Source organism: Pseudomonas koreensis (assembly GCF_025447595.1).
Lineage (GTDB): Bacteria > Pseudomonadota > Gammaproteobacteria > Pseudomonadales > Pseudomonadaceae > Aquipseudomonas > Aquipseudomonas koreensis_H.
In genome coordinates, this window is sequence record NZ_JAOEJU010000024.1 from 1 (window position 1) to 26,279 (window position 26,279).

Sequence of the window (26,279 nt, forward strand, 5' to 3'; positions counted from 1 at the left end):
ACATCTACAACGTCGACCAGATCGGCGAGCTCGCCCTGATCGTGGAAAACGCCAACGAAGGCGCTGATGTCCTGAACGTCAACTACGCCGCCAACGGTCAGAACAACCTGGTCGACATGAGCCAGATCAGTCTGCAGAACATCGAGAGCGTGGTCCTCAGCGGGGCCGGTGCGTTCACTGTCGTCGGCAACAACCTGAACAACCTGATGTTCGGCAACGCCAACGACAACATCCTCAACGGCGGCCTGGGTGCCGACACCATGACCGGTGGTCTGGGCAACGACACTTACTACGTCGACGACGCCGGTGACTCCGTGGTGGAAGACGCCAACGCGGGCATCGATACCGTCATGGCGTCGATCACCTACACCCTGGGCGCCAACCTCGAAAACCTGACCCTGACCGGCACCGACAACATCAAGGCTTTCGGTAACGACGGCAACAACGTGTTGATCGGCAACGATGGCAACAACACCCTGGTCGGCGGTGCAGGTCTGGACACCCTGATCGGTGGCCTGGGCAACGATATCTACAACGTCGACCAGATCGGCGAACTCGCCCTGATCGTGGAGAACGCCAACGAAGGCGCTGATGTCCTGAACATCAACTACGCCGCCAACGGTCAGAACAACCTGGTCGACATGAGCCAGATCAGTCTGCAGAACATCGAGAGCGTGGTCCTCAGCGGGGCCGGTGCGTTCACTGTCGTCGGCAACAACCTGAACAACCTGATGTTCGGCAACGCCAACGACAACATCCTCAACGGCGGCCTGGGTGCCGACACCATGACCGGTGGTCTGGGCAACGACACTTACTACGTCGACAACGCCGGCGACACCGTGGTGGAAGACGCCAATGCGGGCGTCGATACCGTTATGGCCTCGATCAACTACACCCTGGGTAACAACCTCGAGAACCTGACCCTGCTCGGTTCGGCGCTCAACGGCACCGGCAACAGCCTGAACAACATCCTCATCGGCAACGATGGCAACAACGTGCTCAACGGCGGCCTGGGTGCCGATGGCATGGCCGGCGGCATGGGTAACGACACCTACTACGTCGATAATGTCGGTGACTTCATCGTTGAAGGTGTAAACGCCGGCGTCGATACCGTCATGGCCTCGATCACCTACACCCTGGGCGCCAACCTCGAAAACCTGACCTTGACCGGTACCGACAACATCAAGGCCTTCGGTAACGACGGCAACAACGTGTTGATCGGCAACGATGGCAACAACACCCTGGTCGGCGGAGCCGGTCTGGACACTCTGATCGGTGGCCTGGGCAACGACATCTACAACGTCGACCAGATCGGCGAACTCGCCCTGATCGTGGAAAACGCCAACGAAGGCGCCGATGTCCTGAACATCAACTACGCCGCCAATGGTCAGAACAACCTGGTCGACATGAGCCAGACCAGCCTGCAGAACATCGAGAGCGTGGTGCTTAGCGGGGCCGGAGCATTCAAAGTCGTCGGCAACGGCCTGAACAACACGATGTTCGGTAACGCCGACAACAACATCCTCAACGGCGGTCTGGGTGCCGACACCATGACCGGTGGTGCGGGTGCCGATACCTTTGTGTTCAGCGCCTTGAACGAGATGGGCATCGGTTCCAACCGTGATGTCATCACCGACTTCAGCAGCCTGCAGGGTGACAAGATCGATCTGACCCAGTTCGACGCCAATCTGCTGACTGCCGGGATCAACAGCTTTACCTTCATCGGTGCCGGCGACTTTACCGGTGCAGGACAAGTTCGCTTCGTCGATCATGTCCTTTCGGGTAACGTCAGCGGCAATGCCGGCGCGGACTTCGAAATCCAGCTGGTAGGTGTGAACAGTTTCAGCGCCAACGACCTGGTGGCCTGACGCGGGTGTCAACCCGGCCTGTAAATGGCCGGGCCTGACGACAAAACGCCCCGACTGGTTCGGGGCGTTTTTTTTGGGGGCGTCGTCCGGACGAGGTCAGCTCAGGACGCCCAGCTCCTTGGCACGCGCGACCGCCTGCGTGCGTCGCTCAACGCCCAGTTTGCTGTTGATATGGCTGGCATGGGTTTTCACCGTGTGCAGGGAGATGAAAAGCTGCTCACTGATTTCCTGATTCGAACAACCCTCAGCGATCAACCGCAGCACCGCCAGTTCTCGACTGCTGAGCTGTTCCGCAGCAACAGACTCAACGTTGGGGCGAACCACCGAACGAGGAAAATGCTCCAGCAGTTGTTGACCCACGGCTGTCGAACCGACCAGAACCAACTGACCGCGTAACCACTCCGCGTGCCCTTTCACCAAGCCATCGAACGGCTGCAATACGCCCCCCGTGGCAGCCTCCAGAGCTTGACCCAACGCTTTGCGGGCTTCCGGTTCCCGTCCGGCGACCAACAGCATCACTACTTTCTGTGTCAATGCCATCACGCTGAGCAATTGCCGCCCTGTTCGCTGGCCGTTCTCGTGCAATACATTCAATCGTCCTTCGGCGAGCATCGGCTGGCCCTGCATCATGTCGAGCAGCGCCTGCTGCAATTCGACGTGCAGCGGCAGCTGCGGATGGAACTCCGGCGGCGCCGCCGCGCGTTCACCGGTGTAAGTCTGCCCCAGTCGCGCCAACCAGGCTTCAGCCAGATCAATACGCCCCTGAGCCAGCCACAACTCGCATTTGACCAGGGTGATCATCGCCAGGTAGTAGATAGGCGGGACGTCCCAGATGTGCATCAGACGCTCAGCCTCGGCGAGTTCGGCGAAAGCCCTGGCAAAATCTCCGCTGTTGCCGTCGAGCCGTGCAATCACACAGTGGCCGATCAACACGCTGATGTCGCGACAGGCGCGAGCCTCGCTCAACCCACAGAGCAAACGCGCTCGCGCCGCCTGTGGTTGCAGGCGCATCGCCAACAGAAAACCTTCATACAACGTAAGACGTGCGCGCACTGCATACAAGCGCTGGGCGGACAGACCGCGCAAACGCTCCAGCCCTTGGTGTACTTCGTCGAGCGCACGCAGAATTTCGCCGCGTGCCTGCAAGACCCGGGCTCGATCATAATGGGCCAACGCTTCGAACAATGGGTTCCCGACCCGCTGCGCCAGCTCCAGGGATTCGCGATTCAACCCTCGCGCGCGCCACAAATCGCCGTCGGCAATCGCCAGGTTGGACAAGGTCGACAGACACATCAGCCGCTGGCCGTAGCGTTTGGCCGGCAGGCTTTCCAGCGCTTCACTGCAATACTGGATGGTCAGCTCACGATGACCGCGCCCACGGGCGATGATCCCGCTCAGCGCCAGCCACTGAGCGAGCATGGATTTCTGTGCTGTAGCCGACGGCGCCGGCAGGAAACGGCTCAAGTGACTGGCCAGCTCCTCGGCTGCATCAAGCTGGCAGGCCAGTCCCAGCGCCCAGCTGTACAACACGATCAACCGGGGCGTGCTGATCAGCAGGCTGTCGGGCAAGTCCATTTTCCAGCGCAGCAGCATCCCGACGTTCTGTTCGGCGAGCAGTTGTTCTTCGGACAGGTTTTGTACCAGATTGGCCGCGACGTCCAGGTGTCCTGCGCGCAAGGCCTGTTCCACAGCCTCATCCAGCAGGCCTTGAGCATTGAACCAGCGACAGGCACGCAGGTGTAACGTAGCGGCCGGGACTATTGCCCGGGCGATCGGCCGGCTGCGCAACAGGTCGGAAAACAGATGGTGATAACGATACCAGTGCCCGTGCTCATCCAGCGGCACGAGAAATACCTGATGCGCCAGCAAGAAACGCAGGATTTCGGCACTGTCATGCGCCTCGCGCACCGCGTCGCATAACTCACTGCAAAAACGTTCCTGGGACGCGGTGTCGTAAAGGAACGCCTGCACCTCGGCCGGCAGGCAGTCGATGACCTCTTCCAGCAGGTAATCGCGGATCAACCCTTCCCCACCGTTCAACGCTTGTGGCAGGGCTGAGTCCGCCCCGGCTTCATTGATCGCCAGCAGCCAGAAACGCAGCCCGGCCACCCAGCCCTCGCTGCGCTGAATCAGGTTTTCCAGCGCCTCTCCGCGCAAGGAACTGCGGTGACGATCGAGCAGCGCCAGGGCTTCGTCGTGGGTCAGGCGCAGATCCTGTTCGTGCAGTTCCAGCAACTGGCGCGACAGGCGCAGGCGTGCCAGATGCCAGTCCGGGCGCTGGCGACTGGTGACCATCACCAGCAAGCCGTCGGGCAGATGATTGAGGAAAAACTGCAGGCAGCGATCAAGCACCGGACCTTGAGCGAGGTGGTAGTCGTCGAGCACCAGCAGCAGCGGCGTGGCAGGATCAAGGTGCAGCGCCAACTCGTCGAGCAGGCCGTCGAGCCACTCTTCGAAAGCAAACGGCTGATGACGCTGACGCATTTTCAGCAGTCCCAGTGCCCGGCTGCCCAGTTGCGGAAAATAATCCTGCAGCCCTTCGAGCAACCGTTCGAGAAACCGCCCAGGGTCATTGTCGCGAGGGCTCAATCCCAGCCACAGGCTTTGCCAGTTTGCCGGCAGGCTCTGACAGAACTCCACGGCCAGTGAGCTTTTACCAAATCCGGCCGGGGCGCTGACCAACAACAGGCGCCCACCGAGCCCGGCCTGCAGTCGCTCGCAAAGGCGTGGCCGCAATACGTACCCGTCAGGCAACGGAGGGCGAAAAAAACGCCCGTCCAGTGCCGTGACAGCAACGCTTGCAGGACCCTGTAGTGGGGACAGATCAGTCATGGCCGGCTCTTGTTCGTATGGCTGTTGGCGGCGTAGCAGATGTCCGCAGACTAGCGTTAAACGAGTCGGTTATGAAGGTCGTTGCTACAAATGGCTACAAAAAGGCTACGGAAAAAGCGACAGACAAAAAAACGCCCCGAACGTGTCGGGGCGTTTTCACGAGGATGCGGCCTCGATTTACAGCAGCTTAGCGAACACCATCCTGACGCAGGGCGGCCGGGGTGAAGTCGCTGGTGGTGGCGGTGAAACCGAAGTCATACGCCGACTTCTCTTCGTTCTTCATGCCCAGCGCCAGGTAACGGCCCGATTGCAGATCGTAGAGGGTTTCCAGGGTGTACCAAGGCACCTGCACGTTGTAGTAGTCCTGAGAGTGGGCTTCCGCCACGCGCCACAGTTGGTTGCGACCGTCGTAGTGATCGATCACCGCCGCTTGCCAGGTATCTTCGTCGATGAAGAAGTCACGCTTGGCGTAGATGTGGCGCTGACCTTCCTTCAGGGTCGCGGTCACGTGCCAGACGCGACGCAGTTCATAACGCGCCAGATCCTGGTTGATGTGACCGGCCTTGATGATGTCGGCGTATTTCAGTTTCGGATCGTCGAGCTTGTAGCTGTCGGAGGCGATGTACATCTCTTGCTTGCCCACCAGTTTCCAGTCGTAGCGGTCTGGCGCACCGTTGAACATGTCCAGGTTGTCAGAGGTACGCAGACCGTCCGCCGCAGTACCCGGGCCGTCATACGACACTTGCGGTGCGCGACGCACACGACGCTGACCGGCGTTGTAGACCCACGCCGAACGCGGTTCCTTCACCTGGTCGAGGGTTTCGTGCACCAGCAGCACACCACCCGCCAGACGGGCCGGCGCGGTCACTTTCTGCTTGAAGTAGAACAGGATGTTGCCCGGGTTCGCCGGATCGTAATCCTTCATCTTGTCGCGGAACACGAACTGGTCCTGGAAGTACACCAGGCTGAACGAACCGTTCGGTTGCGGTGTGGCCTGGGTCACCAGACGGGTGACGCTGCCGCCGCGATAACGGGTGATGTGGTTCCAGATCACTTCCACGCCGGTTTTCGGAATCGGGAACGGCACGGCGGTATCGAAGTTTTCCAGACCGTTGCCACCCGAAACCAGCGTGGTGGTGGTGGCGTTCTTCTTGATGGCGGCGAACACGGCATCCGGCACGGTGGCACCGCGATGGGATGGATAGACCGGCATCTTGAAGGTGTCAGGGTAACGCTGGAACATCGCGTACTGGCCCGGTGCAAGCTTGGCCTTGTACTGATCGACGTTCTGCTTGGTGATGGTGAAAAGCGGTTTTTCACTGGCGTACGGGTCAGACAGGAAGCCCTTGCTGTCGACGGTGCCGGCATTCTTCGGCATCGGTTTCCAGGCCGGGATCGAGCCGTCGGCGTTACCGGCCATTTCGGCGCCCATCGGGGTCAGGCTCTTGCCCAGTTTGTCCGCTTCGGCGGCAGGCACCGCCGCCATGACACCGGTCGCCAGCAGCGACAGACCCAGAACACCGGCGTGGAACAGACTCTTTGTTATTTTCATAAATTCGTTCGTCCTGAAAATGCAGTGCTTAGAAGTTCACGCCGAAGCTGAGCGCCACGAAGTCGCGGTCATCCACGGTGGTGTACTTGCCGTCGAAGAAGTTGGTGTAGGCCAGGCTCGCGGTGTAGGTGTTCTGGTACTCGGCATCAACGCCCAGGCTGATGGCCTTGCGGCCTTCCTCGAAGTTGCCGCCAGGGCCTGGCGAGTAGCCGCTGACGTCGTGGGACCAGGCCACGTTCGGCTTGAGGTTCACACCGGCAAACACGTCGTTGTATTCCCAGATCGCACGACCACGGTAGCCCCACGAAGTCGAGGTGGTGAAGCCTTCGTCGGTGCAGTTGCGACTACGGTTGTTCTGCGGTGAACCGGCACCCGCACCGTTGATGGTGCTGGCGTTGAGGATGTTGGCGCAGGTATTGGCGGTGCCGGTAGCCGGCAGTTCGCCAGGACCGTAAACCGGGTCACGGCCGTAGCGGACGTCGGAGGAATTTTCCAGACCGCCGACATGAGTCACGCCCACTTCACCCACCAGGGTCAGACGACTGGCGCCCATGACCTGATCGAAAAAGTGCGTCAGAGTGGTCTGGAACTGGGTGATTTCCTTGCGGCGATAGCCGTGCAGGTCCTGACCCGGAACACCGGTCAGCAACGAAGCATTGGACAGTGCACCACCGAGCGGACGCACACCGGCAAACAGGATGTCAGTGGAGTTCAACTGGACCGGCGCATTCGGACGGTAGCTGATCTCGCCACTCCACGCCGTACCGGTAGGCAGGGTGGTGGAGAAGCTCAGACCATACAACCGAATGTCTTCAGGGTATTCGACGAAATACTCCGAGTTACCGGCCACCAGCAAGGGGGCCAGAGCTGCAAACGGACCCGGCAGCCCACGTGCCGTGTTGTAGACAGATTGCGGCGCACCGGTGGCACTGAAAATCGGTGCACGGCTGTGATAGTTCATGAAATACGCACCGAATTCGGTGTCGAGCGGATCGAACATGTACTTCAGGGACGCGCCCCACTGACCGCTGTCCCGCGCATCGCGGTCGCCACCGCGGCGTACCAGTACACCTTCTTCGTTGACGTCCACACCGTTGGCAGCCAGTGGGCCGAGGGCCACGGCTGGAATGGTCGAACGCTTGTTCAGCACGCGCAGGTTGCTGTCACAGCCGTCGGCAATGATGTCCGGCTGGGAGAAGAAAGTGCCGCAGTTGTCGACGACAGTCTGGTCCCACTCAAGCTGGTAGAACGCTTCGGCCGACAGGTTGTCGGTCAGGCTCTGGGACACGTAGAACATGTTGACCGGGATCAGGCCTTCCTTGATCTCGGCGCCCGGACGACGGAACGCGGACACGTCGATCGGGTTGATCGAGTTGATGCCGCCGCCGATGAAGGTACTTTCACCCCAGCTCACCACCTGCTTGCCCAGACGCACGGAGCCTGGTTGATCGGCGATCGAGTAGTTGTGGTAGACGAAGGCATCGAGGATCTGACCGCCGGCGGACTTGGCGCCCTCTTTGCGGTTGCTGTCGCTGATGTCCTTGAACTCGCGGCTCTCGTCCTTCAATTCGAAGTCGTACCAGTATTTGCCACGGACGAACACGCCGGTGTCGCCGTATTTCAGTTCAAGGTCATGGATGCCCTTGAAGATCTTCGAAAAGGTCTCGCCGCTCTTGAAGTTGGCATGGCCATCGTCGGAAGTCTGTGACAGACCGTGACCGCCGTTGTTGACGCCGATGAGGTTCTTGTTCGGGCTCTGGGTGGACCAGCTGGCACCGATCGACAGGGAGGAGTCGAACTGGCCTTCGATTTCACCGACGTTGAAACTGACGCCGAATGCGGGCCCGGCGAGCGAAGAAGCAAGACTGACGGCCAGAGGCAGCTTTGCCCGGCGCCAGAACTGGTTTACTGAGGTCATCGACGCTACTCCATGTGCATTATTGTTATGGCAGTGAGTACTTTTAAAAACGCCTGAAGGACCGGGCGCCAAGGGCTTCCCGAAATCGCTTCAATGTTGCATCGCCCCGTTTGTGCGTGTGCCCCGTTCTTAAAAATCCTTGAGCGGACTATAGCCAGCAGGTGGTACCGCTTGATCCCTCTAAAGTGTGATTTGCAGCTGCCGGCCACTCTGGAACAGTCCTTTCGCCAGTCCGACGCATGTCGGCACGGCAAGGATGGCTGAAAATCCGGATTTGACAAGCCAAGCGCTTGCTTGGTGGGTCTGGCGCGCCGTTTTCGGCGCGCCAGCGGACGCTCAGAGCGTCGAGAGGAAGGTGCTGTTGTTGGCCTGCCATTCGGTGATGTCGAGGCGGATGCGCTTCTTGTCGAGCTTGCCGACACTGGTCTTGGGAATTTCAGTAACAAGCGCGATCTGGCTCGGGATTGCCCACTTGCTCAAGTGCCCCAGTTCCACGAACGGCTTGAGGTGTTCCTTGAGCTCGCGCGCCCCGATGGCGTGCCCTTCGCGGACCACCAGCAAGGCAAACGGACGCTCGCCCCACTGCGGATCGGCAATCCCCACCACTGCTACTTCACGTACCGCGACGTGGCGGCTGATCAGGTCTTCGAGGTCCAGCGAGGAAATCCATTCACCACCGGTCTTGATCACGTCCTTGATCCGGTCGCGGATGTCGATCACGCCCATGCTGTCCAGTGTGGCGACGTCGCCGGTGTGCAGCCAGCCACCGGCCCAAAGCTCGGCGCCCTTTTGCGGTTCGTTGAAGTAACCTTCGGTCAGCCATGGTGCGCGCAGCACCAGTTCGCCCTGGGTCTCGCCGTCGGCCGGGAGGAAATTGCCCTCGGTGTCGACGATCGCCGCCTCGACCAATGGCCCCGGCACGCCGGCCTTGATCCGGTAGGTGGTGCGCTCGTCTTCGGTGCCCGCCATCAACTCATCGTTCAGATGCGCACACGAGACCAATGGCCCGGTTTCCGACATGCCATAGGCGGCCGTCAGTTGAATGCCCTTGCTCTTGGCCGTTTCATATAGCGTGCGATTGAGCGCGCTGCCGCCGATGACGATTTTCCAGCCGCCGAAATCGGTGCCTTGTGCACCCTTGGCGTTGAGCACCATCTGCAGGATGGTCGGTACGCAATGGGAAAACGTGACCTTTTCCTTGCGCCACAACTCGACCAGGAACTCCGGATCGTAGCGCCCCGGATAAACCTGCTTGAGCCCGAGCATGGTCGCCACATACGGCAAGCCCCACGCATGCACATGGAACATCGGAGTGATGGGCATATACACATCGTTGGTGCCCAGCAGCCGCACGCTGTCGATGGCGCCCATGATGGTCGACACGCCCATGGTGTGCAGCACCAGTTGCCGATGGGTGAAGTACACGCCTTTCGGGTTGCCGGTGGTGCCCGTGGTGTAGAACGTGGTGGCGACCGAGTTTTCGTCGAAATCCTGGAAGTCGTATTGCGGACTCGCGGCTGCCAGCAGTTGCTCGTACTCACCCACCAGATTCGGCAGATCGGCGTTTTTTTCCGGCAGATCGGTCAGCAGCAGGGTTTTCTCTACCGTGGTCAGGTGCGGTGCGATGGCCTGGTACAGCCCGACAAACTCGCTGTTGACCAGCACGAAGCGGTCCTCGGCGTGGTTCATGGTGTAGAGGATCTGTTCCGGCGACAGACGCACGTTGATGGTGTGAATCACCGCGCCGATCATCGGAATCGCAAACATACACTCCAGGTAACGATGGCTGTCCCAGTCCATCACCGCCACGGTGTCACCGGCCTTTACCCCGGCCGCCGTCAGTACGTTGGCCAGCCGCGCGACGCGCTCGATCAGGGTCGGGTAGCTGTAGCGCAACTGGTCACGGTAAATGATCTCGCGGGTTTTCTCGTAACGGGCACCCGACATCAGCAGCCGTTTAATCAGCAGTGGATACTGGTAGGCCCCTTCGGCGGGCGGAATAACGCGAGTCTGCAACATAAGAATCCCTTTTCTGACTGCACGGTGTTGGTGGTTAGATTCGTACTCTAAAACCGTTACGTGACAGCCAAATCAGCCAAAGGAATGATTTGCAGAGCCGTACAAATGCTAGCTTTGCGCCAGCATTTGCCGGGATTCGTCACCGCTCAGGCCGTTTGCCCTACAGCAGCTTCAGAAGGTGTGCGTGGGAAAACCACTGCCGCAAGGAAAGTCAAAGCGCCAAAACCCGACAGAATCAGATAAAGCCCCACAAAACCGTGGCGCGGTTCGACATAAGCGATCAGCGGAATCGCCGTCGCACTGGCACCGAACGATAAACAGTAACGCAAGGCAAACACCCGCGACTGCCATTGCGGCGCGACGAAGTTGGCGACCATAGAATCGTTCACCGTCACCTGGCCGAACACCACGAACATGAATGCCGCCCCGACCGCGATCACCGCCCAGCCATCGACATAAGCCAGCGCGAACAGCAACGGCGCCTGGCACAACGTCAGCGCGATAAACGGCCATTTCAGACTGACGCGGTGCAACACCCGGCCGATGCTCAACTGGGCAATCGCACCGAAGGCATAGGCCAGGCTGACCACCACGCCGAGGGTTTGCGGCGAGGCGAACAGGTCATGCAAACGGTCCTGAAACAATTTCGGATAGGTCATGGTGGTGGCGTTGAACACCACCCCGCCGGTGGCCGTGGCCAAGGCCAGCACACCGAACACCATGACCATAGAAATGCGCTGGCCGCCAGCGTCTTTGAACGCGGTGTGCGGGCGCTTGGGGGTCGGTTCCTCACGCACCTGCAAGGCGAAACCGATTCCCAGCACGATCGCCACCGACCCCGGTAACAGAAACGCCGAACGCCAGCCGAAGTGCGCCACCAGCAGCCCGGTCACCAGTGCGGAGAACGCCACGCCGAGGTTGCCCCACATACCGTTGATACCGATCTCGCGCCCGCGATTCTGCGCGTACGCCACCAGCATCGCCGTACCGACCGGGTGATAGATCGCAGCAAAAATGCCGATCAGGGTCAGGCCGATGACCAGCATCGTCGGGCTGTTACTGAGACCGGTGAAGATCGCCGAAGCACCGATGCCGAAGAAAAACACCAGCATCATCTGCCGCCGGCTCCAGTGATCGCCCAGCCAGCCGGCCGGTAGCGAACACGCGCCGAACGCGATGAAGCCACCCAGCGACAGGCCGATCAGCGCGGCATAGTCGAGGGCGAAGGCCTGGGTCATGCCAAGCACGGCGGCGGGGAAAATCAGCATGAACATGTGATCGATCACATGGGCGGCGTTGATGTAGCGAATGACGTTTCTGGACTGGTTCATGACGGCACGCTTTACGTTGTAGTGAGCGCTCATGCTAAGTTGGCCGCAAAGCGCATTTCTGCCAACCAAGTCATCGAATCCGACATGTTGATCAGCCATTTCGAACACGGACCAGTCAGTGCCTATCCACGGGACTATCTGGATGGCTCGCACCAGCCGCTGCACCTGCACCGCGAGGCGCAATTGCTCTATGCCGTAAGCGGGGTGATGCGCGTGGTCACGGCGCAAGGTGCCTGGGTGCTTCCGCCAAGTCGCGCGGTGTGGATTCCGCCGGAGGTCGCCCACGAGATTTTCATGTCCGGCGATGTGCAGATGCGTTCACTGTTCATCGCCCCCGAACTGGCGCCGGCCAGCCTGCGAAACTGCTGTGTACTGGCGGTCACACCATTGCTGCGCGAGCTGATCCTGCGTGCGGTGCAGGGCCCGCCGCATGCCGACAATCCGCTGATCCAGCAACTGATACTGGAAGAACTCGCCAGCCTCGAAAACCTGCCGCTGCACATCCCGATGCCCAGCGACCGGCGCCTGCAAGGCATTTGCCTGGCGCTGTTGCGCACGCCGGATCATCCCAACACTTTGGAAGACTGGGCGCAGCAGGTCGGCGCCAGCTCACGCACGTTGGCGCGGCTGTTTCAGCAACAACTGAAGATGAATTTCAATGCCTGGCGCCAGCAACTGCGCCTGATGGAAGCCCTGCCCCGCCTGCTCGCCGGGGACAGCGTGCAGAGCGTGGCGCGGGATCTGGGTTACGGCAGCGCGCGGGCGTTCAGCGCGATGTTTCGCCGTTTGCTCGGGGACAATCCCCGGGAATACCTCAACGCCCTGAATCAGCTCAGCTCGATCAATGCATCTCGGTGAACGCGAGTTTCACGCCGATGGCGATCAGCACCGCGCCCATGGTGCGGTCGAACCAGTGGCCCATACGGGCGAAACCGGCGCGCACGCGCTGTTGGCTGAACAGCATGGCAACCAGGCAGAACCAGGTGGCGGTCGCGGCGGCCAGATAGATGCCGTAACCGGCCTGTACTGTCAGCGGGGTATGCGGGTTGATCACCACGGTGAACAGCGACAGGAAGAACAACGTGGCTTTCGGGTTCAGGCCGTTGGTCACGAAACCCGAGGTGAAGGCGCCACGGGCGGTGCGCTCGCCGGCCTCTTTGTGCAGATCATCGGTCACGGTTTTCGCCGGTTGCGCGCGCAGAGCCTTGAAACCGATGTACAGCAGGTACGCGGCCGCCGCCCATTTCAATGCGTTGAACAGCACGATCGATTGGGAAACGATCAGCCCGATCCCCAGCAGCGAGTAACCGACGTGCAGGAAAATCGCCGTGCCCACGCCCAACGCGGTCCAGGTCCCGGCGCGTCGACCATGGGTCACACTTTCGCGCACCACCACGGCGAAATCAGGACCGGGGCTGGCGACGGCCAGCAGGTGGATCAGGGCAACGGTCAAGAATTCGGTCCAGTACATGGGGGCTCCTCTGAAGTCATTACATTCCTGTGGAAGCGAGCCTGCTCGCGAAAGGGGAGTGTCAGCCGCCTCACTATTGCCTGACACGACGCCTCGCGAGCAGGCTCGCTCCCACAGGTGTTTCATCTGGTAGGCTCGGCAGATTACGCCTTCCCTTCAAAGCACAACAGGTACAGTTGATGACGAACGCCCACCGCGCCGTATTCCTCGATCACCCGTCGCTGGATCTTGGCGATCTCGATCTGAGCCCTTTGCGTGACTGCTTCAGCAATCTGCAACTGTTCGCCCAGACGTTGCCTGCGCAAGTGAGCGAACGCCTGCAAGGGGCGACCGTGGCGATCAGCAACAAGATCCTGATCGATGCCGCCGCCATGGCCGCCAATCCACAGCTGAAGCTGATCCTGATCACCGCCACCGGCACCAACAACGTCGATCTGGCCGCCGCCCGCGCCCATGGCATTACCGTGTGCAACTGTCAGGGTTACGGCACGCCGTCGGTGGCGCAGCACACGATCATGTTGCTGCTCAACCTCGCCACGCGTCTGGCCGATTATCAAAAAGCCGTCGGCGAAGGCCGCTGGCAACAGGCGAAACAGTTCTGCCTGCTGGATTACCCGATCCTCGAACTGGAAGGCAAAACCCTCGGTTTGCTCGGTCATGGTGAGCTGGGCGGCGCTGTAGCGCGACTGGCCGAAGCCTTCGGCATGCGCGTGTTGCTGGGACAGATTCCGGGGCGCCCGGCCCGTCCGGATCGCCTGCCGATGGAGGAATTGCTGCCGCAGATCGACGCCCTCACCCTGCACTGCCCGCTCAACGAACACACCCGGCATTTCATCGGCGCCCGCGAACTCGCCTCGATGAAACCCGGCGCATTCGTGGTCAACACCGCCCGGGGCGGCCTGATCGATGAACAGGCCCTGGCCGATGCCCTGCGCAGCGGTCATCTGGGCGGCGCAGCCACCGATGTGTTGAGCGTCGAACCACCGAGCAATGGCAATCCGCTGCTGGCCGCTGACATCCCGCGCCTGATCGTCACCCCGCACAACGCCTGGGGCAGTCGCGAAGCGCGGCAGCGAATCGTCGGCCAACTGGTGGAAAACACCCAGGCGTTCTACAGCGGTAAGGCGCTGCGGGTCGTCAGTTGATAAACTGCGGCACTTTTTTTCACAGGAGCAGTTATGGATCCGCGCAGTGAAGTACTGCTTCGTCAGGCCGAGTTATTCCAGGGTTCGGTGTTGCTGGCCGGCTTGCCTGCCGATGATCTGCTGGGGCGCCTGCCCGATGCGTTTGGGTGGTGCTGGCACGCTGGCGATCAAGCCGCGCTCGATGCGCGCTTCGCAGGCCGCAGCCATTTTGGCGTGAACGTGCCGGAGCGCGAATTCACCAACGCCGTGGTGTTCCTGCCCAAGGCCAAGGACCTGACCGATTACCTCCTCAATGCCGTGGCTTCACGTCTGGCCGGGCGTGAGGTGTATCTGGTCGGGGAAAAACGCAGCGGTATCGAAGGCGCGTCCAAACAGCTCAACCCGTTCGGCAAGCCGCGCAAGCTCGACAGCGCGCGCCATTGCCAGTTATGGCAAGTGACCGTGGCCAACGCCCCGGAAGCGAAACCGCTGGAAAGCCTGGCGCAGACTTACGAACTGCCGCTGGCCGAAGGCCCGTTGAAGGTCATCAGCCTGCCGGGCGTGTTCAGCCACGGCCGACTGGATCGTGGCAGTGCCCTGCTGCTGGAACACCTGGACAAACTGCCGAGCGGTCATTTGCTGGACTTCGGTTGCGGCGCCGGTGTGCTTGGCGCAGCGGTCAAGCGTCGTTACCCGCACAATCAGGTCACCTTGCTCGACGTTGATGCCTTCGCTGCCGCCAGCAGCCGTCTGACCCTGGCGGCCAACGGTCTGGAAGCCGAGGTGCTGACCGGTGATGGCATCGACGCCGCGCCGATGGGTCTGAACGCGATTCTGAGCAACCCGCCGTTCCATGTCGGCGTGCACACTGACTATTTCGCCACCGAGAACTTGCTGCGAAAAGCGGCCAAACATCTGAAAAACGGCGGCGAACTTCGTCTGGTTGCCAACAGCTTCCTGAAGTATCAACCGCTGATCGAAGAGCATCTCGGGGTCTGCGCGATCAAGGCCGAAGGCAATGGTTTCCGGGTTTACCGGGCCAAGCGCGGCTGAAAATTTGTTCTTGCTCTATCGGATTTGCGAAGGCAGAATCCGCTCCGTCCTAGGGGAGTAGTCTCCCACGAGCGCCAAGCTCGTCCGGCATACGTCAACATACTTGATCCTCAGATCATGGCGTATGCGACCCAAGCGTCCGCAGCAGACGGATCGCAGGGTTTGACAAGACCTATGACACGCACACCTTACCCGGGGCGGGAAGGCTGTACGTGTCATAGCCGTGTCGACCCGCCCCTTAGGAAATCCTGATGCTGGACTCGTTACTCGTTCCCACCGCAATCGTTGCCTTGGCCGAAATCGGCGACAAGACGCAACTGCTCGCGCTGATTCTCGCCGCTCGCTTCCGCAAACCCTGGCCGATCATCGCCGGTATCGTCGCTGCGACCCTGGCCAACCACGCGGCAGCCGGTGCGGTCGGCGCCTGGTTCGGCAGCTTCTTCTCCGATTCCGTCCTGCACTGGATTCTCGCCGCGAGCTTCGCCGCCACTGCCCTGTGGACGCTGGTACCGGACAAGATGGATGACGATGAAGCCAGCACCGCCCGCAAGTTCGGGCCATTCCTGACCACGCTGATTGCGTTCTTCCTCGCGGAAATCGGCGACAAGACCCAGATCGCCACCGTGATGCTGGCGGCGCAATACCCCGAACTGTGGCTGGTGATCATCGGTACGACGGCGGGCATGCTGATCGCCAACGTGCCAGTGGTATTGGCGGGGAATTTTGCAGCAGAAAAACTGCCGCTGACCCTGATCCGTCGACTGGCCGCCTCCGCGTTCCTGATCTTGGCGATCGTCGCAGTGTACAAGGCGATGCAGAGCAGCGGCTGGGTTTAACGAGGCAGGTCAATAGACCGAGTCATCGTTATTCGCGAGCAGGCTCGCTCCCACAATTGAAATGCATTCCAGTGTGGGAGCGAGCCCGCTCGCGAAGGGCCATCAGCCTTGAGCGATAATCAGGACTTCGGGGCCTTTTCGTAAAGCGGCATGACCTTCGGTATCGCCGCCTGCAAGGCAGCGGTGCGGCTGCTGGAAGACGGGTGAGTGCTCATGAACTCCGGCGGCGCGCCTTCAGAGGCCTTGCTCATCTTGTTCCACAGAGTGATGGCAGCGTTCGGGTTGTACCCGGCACGCGCAGCCAGTTCGAGACCGATCAGGTCGGCCTCGTTCTCGTTGGCGCGGCTGTTGGGCAGCGTCATGCCGTAGTTGGCCACGGTGTCGGCCAGCGCCAGACTGTCCTGACCCAGACCGAGCAACGCACCCGCGCCCTGCTTGGCCATTTCGATGCCATAGGCCTTGGACATGGCTTCACGACCGTGCTCGCGCAGGGCGTGGGCGATTTCATGGCCCATGACCGCAGCAATTTCGTCGTCGGTGAGCTTCAGGCTGTCGATCAGTCCGGTGTAGAAAATGATCTTGCCGCCCGGGCCGCAATTGGCGTTGAGTTCGTCACTCTTGATCAGGTTCACTTCCCACTGCCACTGCGCGGCATCAGGACGGAAATTCGGCGCCTGTGCGATCAAACGGCTGGCAATGGCCTGAACCCGCTTTGCATCGTTGCTGGTCTTGTCCAGCACGCCTTTGCTGGACGCTTCGCCCACGGTCTTCTGATAGGACTGGGCATACATCTGGTCGACCTCTTGCGAGGACAGCATGCTGAACATGTACTGCTTTCGCTCCACGCCCACGGCACCGCCGCTGGTGGTGTTGACCGACTGACAACCGGCCAGCAACAGCGCTGCGCTGAGTGCACTTACAACCAATGTCTTGTTCATTCAAAAGCTCCCTGAAAACCTGCCGCGTATCCTAGGCGGGTAATTGTATCGACGCCAGATACAACGGACGTGTTGCACACACTTTCAGAAAGCGCCCGCCAGGCCTGTAGGAAAAAATTCATACCCGCCGGCAAGCCCTGCGCATCTGCGTCGCGCACTGCTCCATTTGCGACATCCGGCTGTAATTACGCGCCCCGAACCTCATGGCGCAATAGTGGCTGCCGATACAACAGCGCAGACGTCCTCTCGCGTGCGGAGCTCCCATGAAGTTCAAGTCGATCCAGTTTTCCGTGGCCGCCCTGGCCGGCGCCATCGTCCTCAGCGTAGTCGCCGCGCTGGTGCTGTATGCGCTGTTTTCCGGTGCCCGCACTCAAGAGATGGTCCAGCAACGGACCCAGGCCCAGTTCGAGCAAGTCATCGAACAGCGCCTGACCTCGCTGGCGCAGACCCAGGTCAGCCAGATCCAGCGCGAGCTGGAAGCGCCGCTGTTGATTGCCGGCGGACTGGTACGCGTCAACGCCCTGCTCGGCACGCCGGGCGCCGACGGCCAGCCGCGACTGACCGTCAGCCGCGAGCAACTGATCAGCCTCATCAAGGAAAACGTCGAAAAGAATCCGAAGATTCTCGGCACCTACATCGGCTGGGAAAAGAACGCACTCGACCACAACGACGCAGCCTATATAGGCACCAGCGTGGTCGGTATCGACCCTGCCAACGGCCGCTTCCTGCCATGGTGGTTCCGCAACGACGACGGCACCCTCGGTCTGGACAAACTGGTGGACGTCGACGATCAGAAAGTCCTGTCCACCGGCGTGCGCGCCAGCGAGTACTACCTGTGCTCGAAGGAAACCAAAAAATCCTGCGTGATCGATCCCGCGCCGTACAAGGTCGGCGACAAGATCGTCATGCTCGCCTCCTTTATTGAACCGATCATGCTCAACGGCGCCTTCCAGGGCATCGTCGGCGCCGACCTGTCGGTGAACTTCATTCAGGAAATGCTCCTGGGCGCGAATCAGAAACTGTACGGCGGCGCCGGGCAAATGGCTCTGATCGGCGGCAATGGCCGGATCGTCGCCTACACCAAGGACCCGAGTAAATTCGGCGAAAAGGTCAGCGACATCCTCGACGCCCAGCAGATTGCCAACATGGCCAATCTCAAGCGCGGTGAAGTGACCTATTCCGTCAATAAAGAACAGGGCCGGATCGAGTTGTACCTGCCGTTCGGCATCGGCCAGACCGACGCGCGCTGGACACTGATGCTGCAACTCCCGCTCGACGCCGTGATGGCCGACCTGCAAAAGCTGCAGGGCGACCTCGACGCCCAGCGTAAATCCGACACCTTCGGCATGGCCATGGTCGGCCTGATCATTGCCGGTCTTGGATTGCTGGTGATCTGGCTGGTGGGCCACGGCATCGCCCGCCCGCTCAAACAAATGGTGACCATGCTGGATGACATCGCTCAGGGCGAAGGGGATCTGACCCGTCGTTTGACCAGTGATCGCAAAGACGAACTCGGCTCAATCGCCAAAGGCTTCAATACCTTCCTCGCCAAATTGCAGGGGATGATCACGCAGGTGGTGTCGTCGGTACAGAGTGTCAGCGACTCCTCGGAGCACACGGCGGACATCGCGATCCGTACCAATATCGGCATTCAGAAACAGATGGCCGAGATCGATCAGGTGGCCACCGCCGTGCAGGAAATGACCGCCACCGCCCAGGACGTGGCGCGCAACGCGACCCAGGCGGCGCAAGCCGCCAGCCACGCCGATCAGGCGGCCAGTCAGGGCATGCAGATCGTGCGCGACACCTCCAATTCGATTGGCGTACTGGCCGTGGAAATCGGCAAGGCGGTGGACGTGGTGCAGACGCTCGCCAAGGACAGCGAGAACATCAACGCGATCCTTATCGCCATTCGCGGGATCGCCGAGCAGACCAACCTGTTGGCCCTCAATGCGGCGATCGAAGCGGCTCGCGCTGGTGAACAAGGACGCGGTTTCGCGGTAGTAGCCGACGAGGTGCGCAACCTGGCGCAGAAGACCCAGAAGGCCACCGAAGAAATCCAGAGCATGATCCAGCAACTGCAACAGGGCACCCGCGATGTGGTGCGGGTCATGGAAGACAGCCAGAACCGCACCGACGAAAGCGTGCAGCACGCGGCGAAGGCAGCCGAAGCGCTGGAGACCATTACTCAGGCGGTATCGGTGATCAATGACATGAACACCCAGATCGCCAGCGCCGCCGAAGAGCAGAGTGCGGTGGCCGATGACATCAACCGCAACGTGATCAACATCGGTCAAGTGGCGAATGAAGTGGCCGGTGGTGCGGATGAGTCGAGTTCGGCGAGTGCGGATCTGACCAAACTGGCGGAGCAGCAGCGGCGGTTGATCAATCAGTTCAAGGTGTAAAACCGTCGGAAGGTCCTTCGGACCTTATCGCGAGCAGGCTCGCTCCCACATTGGATTTGGGTGCACACACATTGTGATCACACGCTATCCCTGTGGGAGCGAGCCTGCTCGCGAAGGGGCCGGAAGCAACAACACATCAGGCCGGGGTCAAACACTCCGGCCCGTTGAGTTTCGGATCATTGACCAGATTCGCCAGCACTCGCTCGCGCAAGGCGGCAGGTTCGCTGGCGAGCAAACCTTGCAGGACATGCAGCGGCGTTTCGGGATCGAGCCATGCCGCCTGCCCCGCCTCATCGAGAATCAATGGCCGGCGCTGACTGGCCGCCGGCTGGGTGATCACCGCAGTGCTCAGCCACACCTGTTCCTGCACCGGATACGCCTCCCAGATCGCCGCAAAAAACAACGAAGAACCTTCCCCCGGCGTCAGCCAGTACGGGCGCTTGCGTGTGGTGCCACGCCATTCGTAGAAACCGTTGGCCGGCAGCAGGCAGCGGCGCAGGCGCAGGGCTTCGCGAAACATCGGCTGTTCGGCGACGGTTTCGGCCCGGGCGTGGGCCGGCGTGCGCGACATGTCGGTCAGCCACGGCGGTGTCAGCCCCCAACGGGCACGGGCCAGCGTGCGCTGGCCGTCGGGTTCGGCGCGCAGCATCAACACCGAGTCATTGGGGGAAATGTTCCACTGGGCCTGCTGATCGGCAGGAAAACCTGGCAGGCTCGCGAAATCGCGGTTCCAGCGAAACAGGGCATAACGTCCACACATGGGGCAGCACGACTCACAAATAAAACGAACGCCAGCCTAACAGACCAGCGTCCCGGGATAGCTGTCCGGTTCATCGCCGGGCAGCGGCAGCGCGGCATTGTACGCACTGATCAGCTCGCGGGCGTATTCGGCCTGGTCGTTATCCACTGACAAACCCAGCAGACCAAAGATCGGCAACTCCCCCGTGCCGCCCAGCAGATCGCGCCCGACCAGATGCGCCTCGATGCCTTCGCTGGCGAGCATGCCCTTGAGCATCTCGCCTTCCATCAGGTTTTCCGGCTCGTAGATTCGCTGCATGGGCGCGCCTCACTCGTTTTCGCTGAAGACTTCCAGAAACCAGTCCTCTCCATGGACCTGCAACACAAAGGTGATCGGCCGACAACACACCTGACAGTCTTCAATATAGGTCTGGTCGCCAGCGGAGAGATCCACAGTCGTCTCGACCTCTTCACCACAATACGGACATTCATATACTGCGCTTTCCAGCATCGCGGTCTCCCGGGTGACTTGTGCGTATAATCGCCGGTCTATTTGCAGGGCTATTTTTGTCTGGCTACTTTTTCAGACCGTGCCCCGTTGGTTTTCGATCAAAACCTTTACTTACCCTAGCCGTTTCCAACAAGAGAGCATGATGGGCGAATTCGATGCCATCCGACCTTACGACGACAGCGAAGTACCTGCGGTACTGGCGCGACTGCTCGGCGACAAGGCGTTTCTAGATATCCTCACCCACTTCCGCTTCCCGCGTTTTGCCGGTGCCTTCGGCTGGATGCTCAAACCACTTATAGCCCATCGGCTGCGTCGTGAGTTTGCCGACGTGACCTCCGTGGCCACTTTGCAGGACAAGGTCGAGTTCTACGTCGACCACACCATCGAGCGCGCCACCGACGGCGTGACCTACACCGGTGTCGAGCAATTCAAGTCCGGCAGCGCTTATCTGTTCATCGCCAACCACCGCGACATCGTGATGGACCCGGCCTTCGTCAACTACGCCGTGTACCACGCCGGCCTGCCGACCCCGCGCATTGCGATTGGCGACAACCTGCTGCAAAAGCCTTTCGTCAGCGACCTGATGCGTCTGAACAAAAGCTTCATCGTTCACCGCTCGATCACCGGGCGCCGCGAGAAAATGGCCGCCTATCAACTGCTGTCGGCCTACATCAACCACTCGATCCGCAACGACTGCGCCTCGATCTGGATCGCCCAGGCCGAAGGCCGCGCGAAGGATGGCGACGACCGTACCGAGTCGGCGATCCTCAAGATGTTCCACATGAGCCGCAAGGACGAGCCGTTCGGCGAAGTCATCCAGTCGCTGAACCTGACCCCGGTGTCGATCAGCTACGAATACGACCCATGCGACCAGGCCAAGGCCCGCGAGCTGTACATCCGCGCCACCACCGGCACCTACAGCAAGGCGCCGGGCGAGGATGACGTGAGCATTGCCAAGGGCATCACCGGCTACAAGGGCCGGGTGCACGTGAACTTCGCCGCGCCGATCACTGAGCTGTTCGAAGACACCAAGCAATTGGCGGTCGAGATGGACAAGCAGATTCTCGGTGGCTACCGGTTGTTCCCGGTGCATTACCTGGCGTACGCGCAGTGGGCCGATGCCGATCCGCAATTGAACGTGCCGAAGGCTGCCGAGGTGTTTGGCGCCGAGGAACTGGCCAAGGCCCAGGAAGAATGGCAGAACCGCCTGGACGCCTGCCCCGAGGAGCATCGCCCGTATCTGGTGCTGCAATATGCGACGCCGGTGCGCAATCAGTACCGGGTCAAGGCTGGTTTGCCGCTGTAAGCGGTTTCAGTCAGATACAAGAACGGCGCCTTCGGGCGCCGTTTTTCGTTCAGAAGCGGGTACTGATCCACGACACCAGCAACGCCAGGCCCAGGCAGGCAAAACCGAAGCGGTAGAAGAAGCGGTTCATGCGCAGGGTCGCCCAATCGAGCACCGGCTCCTGATTCGGCTGACTCTGACGCTGGGCCGCGATACTGGCCATCGCCCGTTGTTCACGGCGGCGGGTCGCGTGCAGCAGCCAACTGCCGGGGAAGGCCAACAGCAGGGCCAGCAGGTTGATCAGTTTGGCGGGATGGGCGGTAAACAGCGTCATCAAGTGCAGCGACATCACAGACCTCAATTTAAACCGGTATGGCGAACGCCAGACCGACGACCGCGGCGCGGATTCTACCGAAACACTCCCCGACTGCCCTACCCTTTGCGACAAATAACCCCTCAATCGACCGATGGCTGTCCTGTGTCACGGCATCGTCATTTGTTTCAGTCACCCTGCGCGCCTCGAAACCGACACGGAACGCGACATGCTTCACGCTGAAAACCAGGATCGCCTGTACCTCATCTCCCCGTCCGACGAACAGCAGACCCTCGTCGGCAGCCTGGCCTTCAATGTTCAGGACCGCCACTGGCTGGTGTATTGCGCCCTCGGCGGGCACCAGCATGCGGACTTGCCCGAGACCGATCTGCTGACCGGGGTCAGCGTCCTCGACTTCTATTCGCAAGCCGCTTGAATGAAAAAAGCCCGGGGCCATCACTGGCTCCGGGCTTTTTCACATCTGGCGCATAGCTTATTCGGCGAGGATCTGGCCGATGCTCGGATCCTTGAACAGACGGGTCAGTGCATCACTCAGCACGTCACTGACCAGTTTGGTGTTGGTTTCCTGGTTCGGCGCCATGCCGAAGCGCTGATCCAGCGAAGCACCGTAACGGCCGCTGTAGCGACGGTTGCCGCTCTGCACGTCGGAACGGAAGGTCGCGCCGATGGTGGCCTCGGTCACGTACATGCCTTCTTTCGGCGACTGGTATTTCAGTTCAGTCAGGGTCACGGTCAGTTGTGGAGCATTCATCGCACCGTTGGACGGGGTGAAGCCCAGCAGACGCACGGCCGCTTCGGCCTGGGCCTGCAACTTCGGCAGGACCTGCTCGCGCTGTACGGTGATGGCGCTGGTTTCCGGGTACAGGCCACCACGGGTGCCCAGGGTTGGCGACGGACGACCGTCGACCACGCGGACCACGACAGGCTGGCCATGGCCGACCGGTGCCAACTGGGTGGTCAGCTTCGGTTCCGGGCTCAGTTGTTGCGGGCTGTGGGCGCAGCCAACCAGGGTCAAACTGGTCACAGTGATCAAACCGAACAACAGGCGTTGCAACATGCTCTTCTCTCCAGAATCAGGCACAGACAGGCCGGCAGTATAGCGGTGGGCCACTGTGGGTCACCAGCACTGAAATGTCAGACAAACCCCGCCGCCAGCGGTTCCTGTCACACATTCTTCACCCCCCATACACGTTCGCGTCACGGCCTTTTGACAATCTTCTTCACAGATCCCCAAAAGGAACACTGCCATGCGCTATCTGATCTCGTTGTTCGCCCCACGCCCGCTGCACCGCAGCTTCGCCCTGCTCGACCGCAACGGCCATTGTCAGGCCTTCAAGCAATGCAGCCTGCAACCGATGGGCGACGGCTGGGTGGAAATCGAGGAAATCCGTCTCAACTGGTTGCACCAACCCTTGCCTGCCAGCGCCCGGGTCGAACAGCAGCGTCCACGTGCGCGTGCTCAGGCGATGTTGAGCATCTGACCGGATGCCTAATAAAAGTCATTAAACTCGACCAACTCCCCGCATTTCTTCGATACAATCTCCCCCCGATTATAAGGACGTCTCCTGATCGGGCCCCGCAACAGCGTCAATGCGCTTGCATTGGCATCCAAATCGCCCACAGAGAGCCGCCCACACAGATCGAGTGAAGCTGGCGTGCTTGCTGTTTCCCTGGCAAATCCCGCTTTTCGCGAATCTGCAGAGCTGTCATGACGCTCGGCCACTGAGTTGTTTGCCCCTCCGGGCACGGTGCCAGCCCCGGACAGCCCTTTTTGAGGTTCACGTCTTCAAAAGAGCGTGAAAAAAACGGGTTTTCACAACTTCACAAGAGTGTGGCGAGCAAATGAATAGTTTTGCGTCTGAACATGCACCATTAGCGTCTGAAACAGCCCAACGACACAGGAACGGGAACGCCTCGACTACCGGAGCCTGAAGCCTGTCCGCTACGGATTTGGTTGCACAAACGGATGTCTCGACCATAAGTCGAATTGCCAGCCGCGTGCCGAAATGAGTTCATGGGACTCTTTAAGCCAGGCCGCACGCATCCGTCGAAGTTGCGAAAAATTGCGAAGATTCGGACATGGCACACCTGACCAAGGATACCCGGGGCTTAACTGACCTGCCCTGGACGCCTGGCAGCCATGCCGACAATTTGGTGCTGCAGATTTTGGAGACGCGTTAAATGGCGCATAACGAAGCAGTCGACGTAGTTCTGGTTGGGGCCGGCATCATGAGTGCCACCCTCGCAGTACTGCTCAAAGAGCTCGACCCGGCGATCAAGCTGGAAGTCGTCGAGCTGATGGATTCCGGTGCCGCGGAGAGTTCCAACCCATGGAACAACGCCGGTACCGGCCACGCCGGCCTGTGCGAGCTGAACTATACGCCGCAGGCTGCCGACGGCACCGTCGACATCAAGAAAGCCGTGCACATCAACACCCAGTTCGAGGTGTCGAAGCAGTTCTGGTCGTACCTGACCAAGAAAGGCACCTTCGGCTCGTGCAAATCCTTCATCAGCCCGGTTCCACACCTGAGCTACGTCGAAGGCGAAAAAGGCGTTTCATTCCTCAAGGAACGCTTCAACGTGCTGCACAAGCACCACGCTTTCGCCGACATGGAATACACCGAAGACAAGGCGAAGATGGCCGAGTGGATGCCGCTGATGATGCCGGGTCGTCCAAAAGACCAGGTACTCGCCGCCACCCGCGTGATCAACGGCACCGACGTCAACTTCGGCGCACTGACCAATCAGTTGCTCAAGCACCTGACCAGCGCTCCGGATGCCCAGGTCAAGTACTGCAAGCGAGTGACCGGTCTGAAGCGTAACGCCAACGGCTGGACCGTCAGCATCAAGGACGTCAACAGCGGCAGCAGCCGTGAAGTCGACGCCAAATTCGTGTTCCTCGGCGCCGGTGGCGCGGCCCTGCCGCTGCTGCAAGCTTCGGGCATCGAAGAAAGCAAAGGCTTCGGCGGCTTCCCGATCAGCGGCCAGTGGCTGCGTTGCGACAACCCGGAAGTGGTCAAACATCACCAGGCCAAGGTTTACAGCCAGGCTGCCGTGGGTTCGCCACCGATGTCCGTGCCGCACCTGGACACCCGCGTGGTCGACGGCAAGAAATCCCTGCTGTTCGGGCCATACGCCGGTTTCACCACCAAGTTCCTCAAGCACGGCTCCTTCATGGACCTGCCGATGTCGGTTCGCGCCGGCAACATCGGGCCGATGCTGGCCGTGGCGAAAAACAACATGGACCTGACCAAGTACCTGGTCAGCGAAGTGATGCAGTCGATGGAACAGCGCCTGGAATCCCTGCGCCGTTTCTACCCGGAGGCGAAAGCCGAAGACTGGCGCCTGGAAGTGGCCGGCCAACGGGTGCAGATCATCAAGAAAGACCCGAAAAAAGGCGGCATCCTGCAGTTCGGTACCGAACTGGTGGCTGCAAAAGACGGCTCACTCGCCGCCCTGCTCGGCGCTTCGCCAGGCGCTTCGGTGACCGTTTCGATCATGCTGGAACTGATCGAGAAATGCTTCCCGGCCAAGGCCAAGGGTGAGTGGGCTGCCAAACTGGCGGAAATCTTCCCGGCCCGTGAAAAGGTCCTGGAAACCGACGCTGCGCTGTATCGCAAGATCAACACGCAGAACAACGTCGCGCTGGAACTGGTTGAAGCCAGCAACGAGACCGAAAGCTACGCCTGATTCGGCTCCATGAAAAACGCCCCGCACTCGGTGAGTGCGGGGCGTTTTTTTGCCTGTGGAAAACTTCGGGCTATCAGCCGCGTGCTTTCTCGATCAGCTCGATGTATTCCGGGGCGTTGCGCTGATCGCGGATCTGGTCGACGAAGGTCTTGCCGTGCTCGTCCTTGCCGTCCACGTCATAACCGGCTGCAACGAAGAACGTCAGGAAACGTTCGAAATCGTCGATGCGCAGGCCACGGTAAGCCTTGACCAGTTTGTGCAGCGACGGCGAGGTGGCGTCGACCGGCTCAAAATCGAGGAACAGCTTGATCTGCTCATCGCCGATCTCGTCACCAATCACTTGCTTCTTATCTTTACGCATTGCCGACTCCAGC

General features: G+C 60.5%; 22 protein-coding genes, 2 pseudogenes and 1 riboswitch. Of the genes and pseudogenes, 11 read left to right on the forward strand and 13 right to left on the reverse strand.

Annotated elements, in window-relative coordinates; all coding sequences use genetic code 11:
• A pseudogene (locus N8H71_RS23550) lies at window positions 1-1,868 on the forward strand (calcium-binding protein); the annotation flags it as partial.
• 96 nt (window positions 1,869-1,964) lie between these two features.
• On the opposite strand, the gene N8H71_RS23555 reads toward N8H71_RS23550, so the two are convergent.
• The 5 genes from N8H71_RS23555 to N8H71_RS23575 all read right to left on the reverse strand — a co-directional run bounded on the left by N8H71_RS23555 (window position 1,965) and on the right by N8H71_RS23575 (window position 11,520).
• A complete protein-coding gene (locus N8H71_RS23555) occupies window positions 1,965-4,700 on the reverse strand; it encodes a LuxR C-terminal-related transcriptional regulator (RefSeq protein WP_262195864.1) in 2,736 nt (911 codons plus the stop codon).
• A gap of 187 nt (window positions 4,701-4,887) precedes the next feature.
• On the reverse strand, window positions 4,888-6,252 hold the full coding sequence (locus N8H71_RS23560; protein WP_134020517.1) for a DUF1329 domain-containing protein: 1,365 nt from the start codon (window positions 6,250-6,252) through the stop codon (window positions 4,888-4,890).
• Between the two features lie 28 nt (window positions 6,253-6,280).
• A complete protein-coding gene (locus N8H71_RS23565) occupies window positions 6,281-8,170 on the reverse strand; it encodes a DUF1302 domain-containing protein (protein WP_262195865.1) in 1,890 nt (629 codons plus the stop codon).
• A 336-nt stretch (window positions 8,171-8,506) separates the two neighbouring features.
• Window positions 8,507-10,189, reverse strand: a complete 1,683-nt coding sequence (locus tag N8H71_RS23570; RefSeq protein ID WP_262195866.1) for a fatty acid--CoA ligase — start codon at window positions 10,187-10,189, stop codon at window positions 8,507-8,509.
• A gap of 146 nt (window positions 10,190-10,335) precedes the next feature.
• Window positions 10,336-11,520: an MFS transporter gene (locus tag N8H71_RS23575; RefSeq protein WP_262195867.1), complete on the reverse strand. Its 1,185-nt coding sequence runs from the start codon at window positions 11,518-11,520 to the stop codon at window positions 10,336-10,338.
• 84 nt (window positions 11,521-11,604) lie between these two features.
• Here N8H71_RS23575 and N8H71_RS23580 point away from each other — a divergent pair, with 84 nt between their 5' ends.
• Window positions 11,605-12,378 (forward strand): AraC family transcriptional regulator, encoded by a 774-nt coding sequence (locus N8H71_RS23580; protein WP_262195868.1) that lies wholly within the window; start codon window positions 11,605-11,607, stop codon window positions 12,376-12,378.
• Here N8H71_RS23580 and N8H71_RS23585 read toward each other — a convergent pair.
• Window positions 12,362-12,991: a LysE family translocator gene (locus N8H71_RS23585; RefSeq protein ID WP_074690992.1), complete on the reverse strand. Its 630-nt coding sequence runs from the start codon at window positions 12,989-12,991 to the stop codon at window positions 12,362-12,364. The two genes, N8H71_RS23580 and N8H71_RS23585, sit on opposite strands and share 17 nt — an antisense overlap.
• 179 nt (window positions 12,992-13,170) lie before the next feature.
• Here N8H71_RS23585 and N8H71_RS23590 point away from each other — a divergent pair, with 179 nt between their 5' ends.
• The 3 genes from N8H71_RS23590 to N8H71_RS23600 all read left to right on the forward strand — a co-directional run bounded on the left by N8H71_RS23590 (window position 13,171) and on the right by N8H71_RS23600 (window position 16,004).
• Complete coding sequence (locus N8H71_RS23590; protein WP_262195869.1) at window positions 13,171-14,136, forward strand: 2-hydroxyacid dehydrogenase; 966 nt, start codon at window positions 13,171-13,173, stop codon at window positions 14,134-14,136.
• Window positions 14,137-14,169: 33 nt separating this feature from the next.
• Entirely contained in the window at window positions 14,170-15,168 is a 999-nt protein-coding gene (locus tag N8H71_RS23595; RefSeq protein WP_262195870.1) for a class I SAM-dependent methyltransferase, read from the forward strand.
• A 39-nt stretch (window positions 15,169-15,207) separates the two neighbouring features.
• Window positions 15,208-15,332, forward strand: a riboswitch (yybP-ykoY riboswitch).
• Between the two features lie 87 nt (window positions 15,333-15,419).
• Window positions 15,420-16,004 carry a TMEM165/GDT1 family protein gene (locus N8H71_RS23600; RefSeq protein ID WP_007956837.1) on the forward strand — a complete coding sequence of 195 codons (585 nt, stop codon included), beginning with the start codon at window positions 15,420-15,422 and terminating at the stop codon, window positions 16,002-16,004.
• Between the two features lie 119 nt (window positions 16,005-16,123).
• On the opposite strand, the gene N8H71_RS23605 is transcribed toward N8H71_RS23600, so the two are convergent.
• Window positions 16,124-16,942: a M48 family metallopeptidase gene (locus N8H71_RS23605; RefSeq protein ID WP_262195871.1), complete on the reverse strand. Its 819-nt coding sequence runs from the start codon at window positions 16,940-16,942 to the stop codon at window positions 16,124-16,126.
• Between the two features lie 1,352 nt (window positions 16,943-18,294).
• Here N8H71_RS23605 and N8H71_RS28970 point away from each other — a divergent pair.
• A pseudogene (locus N8H71_RS28970) lies at window positions 18,295-18,489 on the forward strand (HAMP domain-containing protein); the annotation flags it as partial.
• A gap of 114 nt (window positions 18,490-18,603) precedes the next feature.
• Complete coding sequence (locus N8H71_RS28975) at window positions 18,604-19,347, forward strand: methyl-accepting chemotaxis protein (protein ID WP_371857322.1); 744 nt, start codon at window positions 18,604-18,606, stop codon at window positions 19,345-19,347.
• A 136-nt stretch (window positions 19,348-19,483) separates the two neighbouring features.
• On the opposite strand, the gene N8H71_RS23615 is transcribed toward N8H71_RS28975, so the two are convergent.
• From N8H71_RS23615 to N8H71_RS23625, 3 genes are read right to left on the reverse strand one after another with little or no spacing between them, the layout of a single operon-like run.
• Window positions 19,484-20,107: an SOS response-associated peptidase gene (locus N8H71_RS23615; RefSeq protein ID WP_085684750.1), complete on the reverse strand. Its 624-nt coding sequence runs from the start codon at window positions 20,105-20,107 to the stop codon at window positions 19,484-19,486.
• Between the two features lie 36 nt (window positions 20,108-20,143).
• Window positions 20,144-20,404 carry a putative signal transducing protein gene (locus N8H71_RS23620; RefSeq protein ID WP_011335895.1) on the reverse strand — a complete coding sequence of 87 codons (261 nt, stop codon included), beginning with the start codon at window positions 20,402-20,404 and terminating at the stop codon, window positions 20,144-20,146.
• A gap of 9 nt (window positions 20,405-20,413) precedes the next feature.
• On the reverse strand, window positions 20,414-20,596 hold the full coding sequence (locus N8H71_RS23625; protein WP_011335896.1) for a CPXCG motif-containing cysteine-rich protein: 183 nt from the start codon (window positions 20,594-20,596) through the stop codon (window positions 20,414-20,416).
• Between the two features lie 142 nt (window positions 20,597-20,738).
• On the opposite strand from N8H71_RS23625, the gene N8H71_RS23630 reads away from it, so the two are divergent.
• Window positions 20,739-21,902, forward strand: coding sequence for a 1-acyl-sn-glycerol-3-phosphate acyltransferase (locus N8H71_RS23630; RefSeq protein WP_170929378.1), 1,164 nt, complete (start codon window positions 20,739-20,741; stop codon window positions 21,900-21,902).
• A 49-nt stretch (window positions 21,903-21,951) separates the two neighbouring features.
• Here the strand turns inward: N8H71_RS23630 and N8H71_RS23635 are convergent, their stop codons facing one another.
• On the reverse strand, window positions 21,952-22,230 hold the full coding sequence (locus tag N8H71_RS23635) for a hypothetical protein (RefSeq protein WP_007951673.1): 279 nt from the start codon (window positions 22,228-22,230) through the stop codon (window positions 21,952-21,954).
• 193 nt (window positions 22,231-22,423) lie between these two features.
• Here N8H71_RS23635 and N8H71_RS23640 point away from each other — a divergent pair, with 193 nt between their 5' ends.
• A complete protein-coding gene (locus N8H71_RS23640) occupies window positions 22,424-22,630 on the forward strand; it encodes a hypothetical protein (protein ID WP_039766399.1) in 207 nt (68 codons plus the stop codon).
• A gap of 57 nt (window positions 22,631-22,687) precedes the next feature.
• Here N8H71_RS23640 and N8H71_RS23645 read toward each other — a convergent pair whose 3' ends face one another.
• Complete coding sequence (locus N8H71_RS23645; RefSeq protein WP_262195873.1) at window positions 22,688-23,272, reverse strand: YajG family lipoprotein; 585 nt, start codon at window positions 23,270-23,272, stop codon at window positions 22,688-22,690.
• A gap of 190 nt (window positions 23,273-23,462) precedes the next feature.
• Here N8H71_RS23645 and N8H71_RS23650 point away from each other — a divergent pair, with 190 nt between their 5' ends.
• Together N8H71_RS23650 and mqo are read left to right on the forward strand one after the other, a co-directional pair.
• Window positions 23,463-23,696: a hypothetical protein gene (locus N8H71_RS23650; RefSeq protein WP_039766297.1), complete on the forward strand. Its 234-nt coding sequence runs from the start codon at window positions 23,463-23,465 to the stop codon at window positions 23,694-23,696.
• A gap of 700 nt (window positions 23,697-24,396) precedes the next feature.
• Window positions 24,397-25,905, forward strand: coding sequence for a malate dehydrogenase (quinone) (gene mqo, locus N8H71_RS23655; RefSeq protein ID WP_115079176.1), 1,509 nt, complete (start codon window positions 24,397-24,399; stop codon window positions 25,903-25,905).
• Between the two features lie 73 nt (window positions 25,906-25,978).
• Here the strand turns inward: mqo and N8H71_RS23660 are convergent, their stop codons facing one another.
• The gene (locus N8H71_RS23660) at window positions 25,979-26,266 is read right to left on the reverse strand and encodes a PA4642 family protein (protein WP_007951679.1); all 288 of its coding nucleotides are present in this window, start codon (window positions 26,264-26,266) and stop codon (window positions 25,979-25,981) included.
• Window positions 26,267-26,279: the final 13 nt, after the last annotated feature.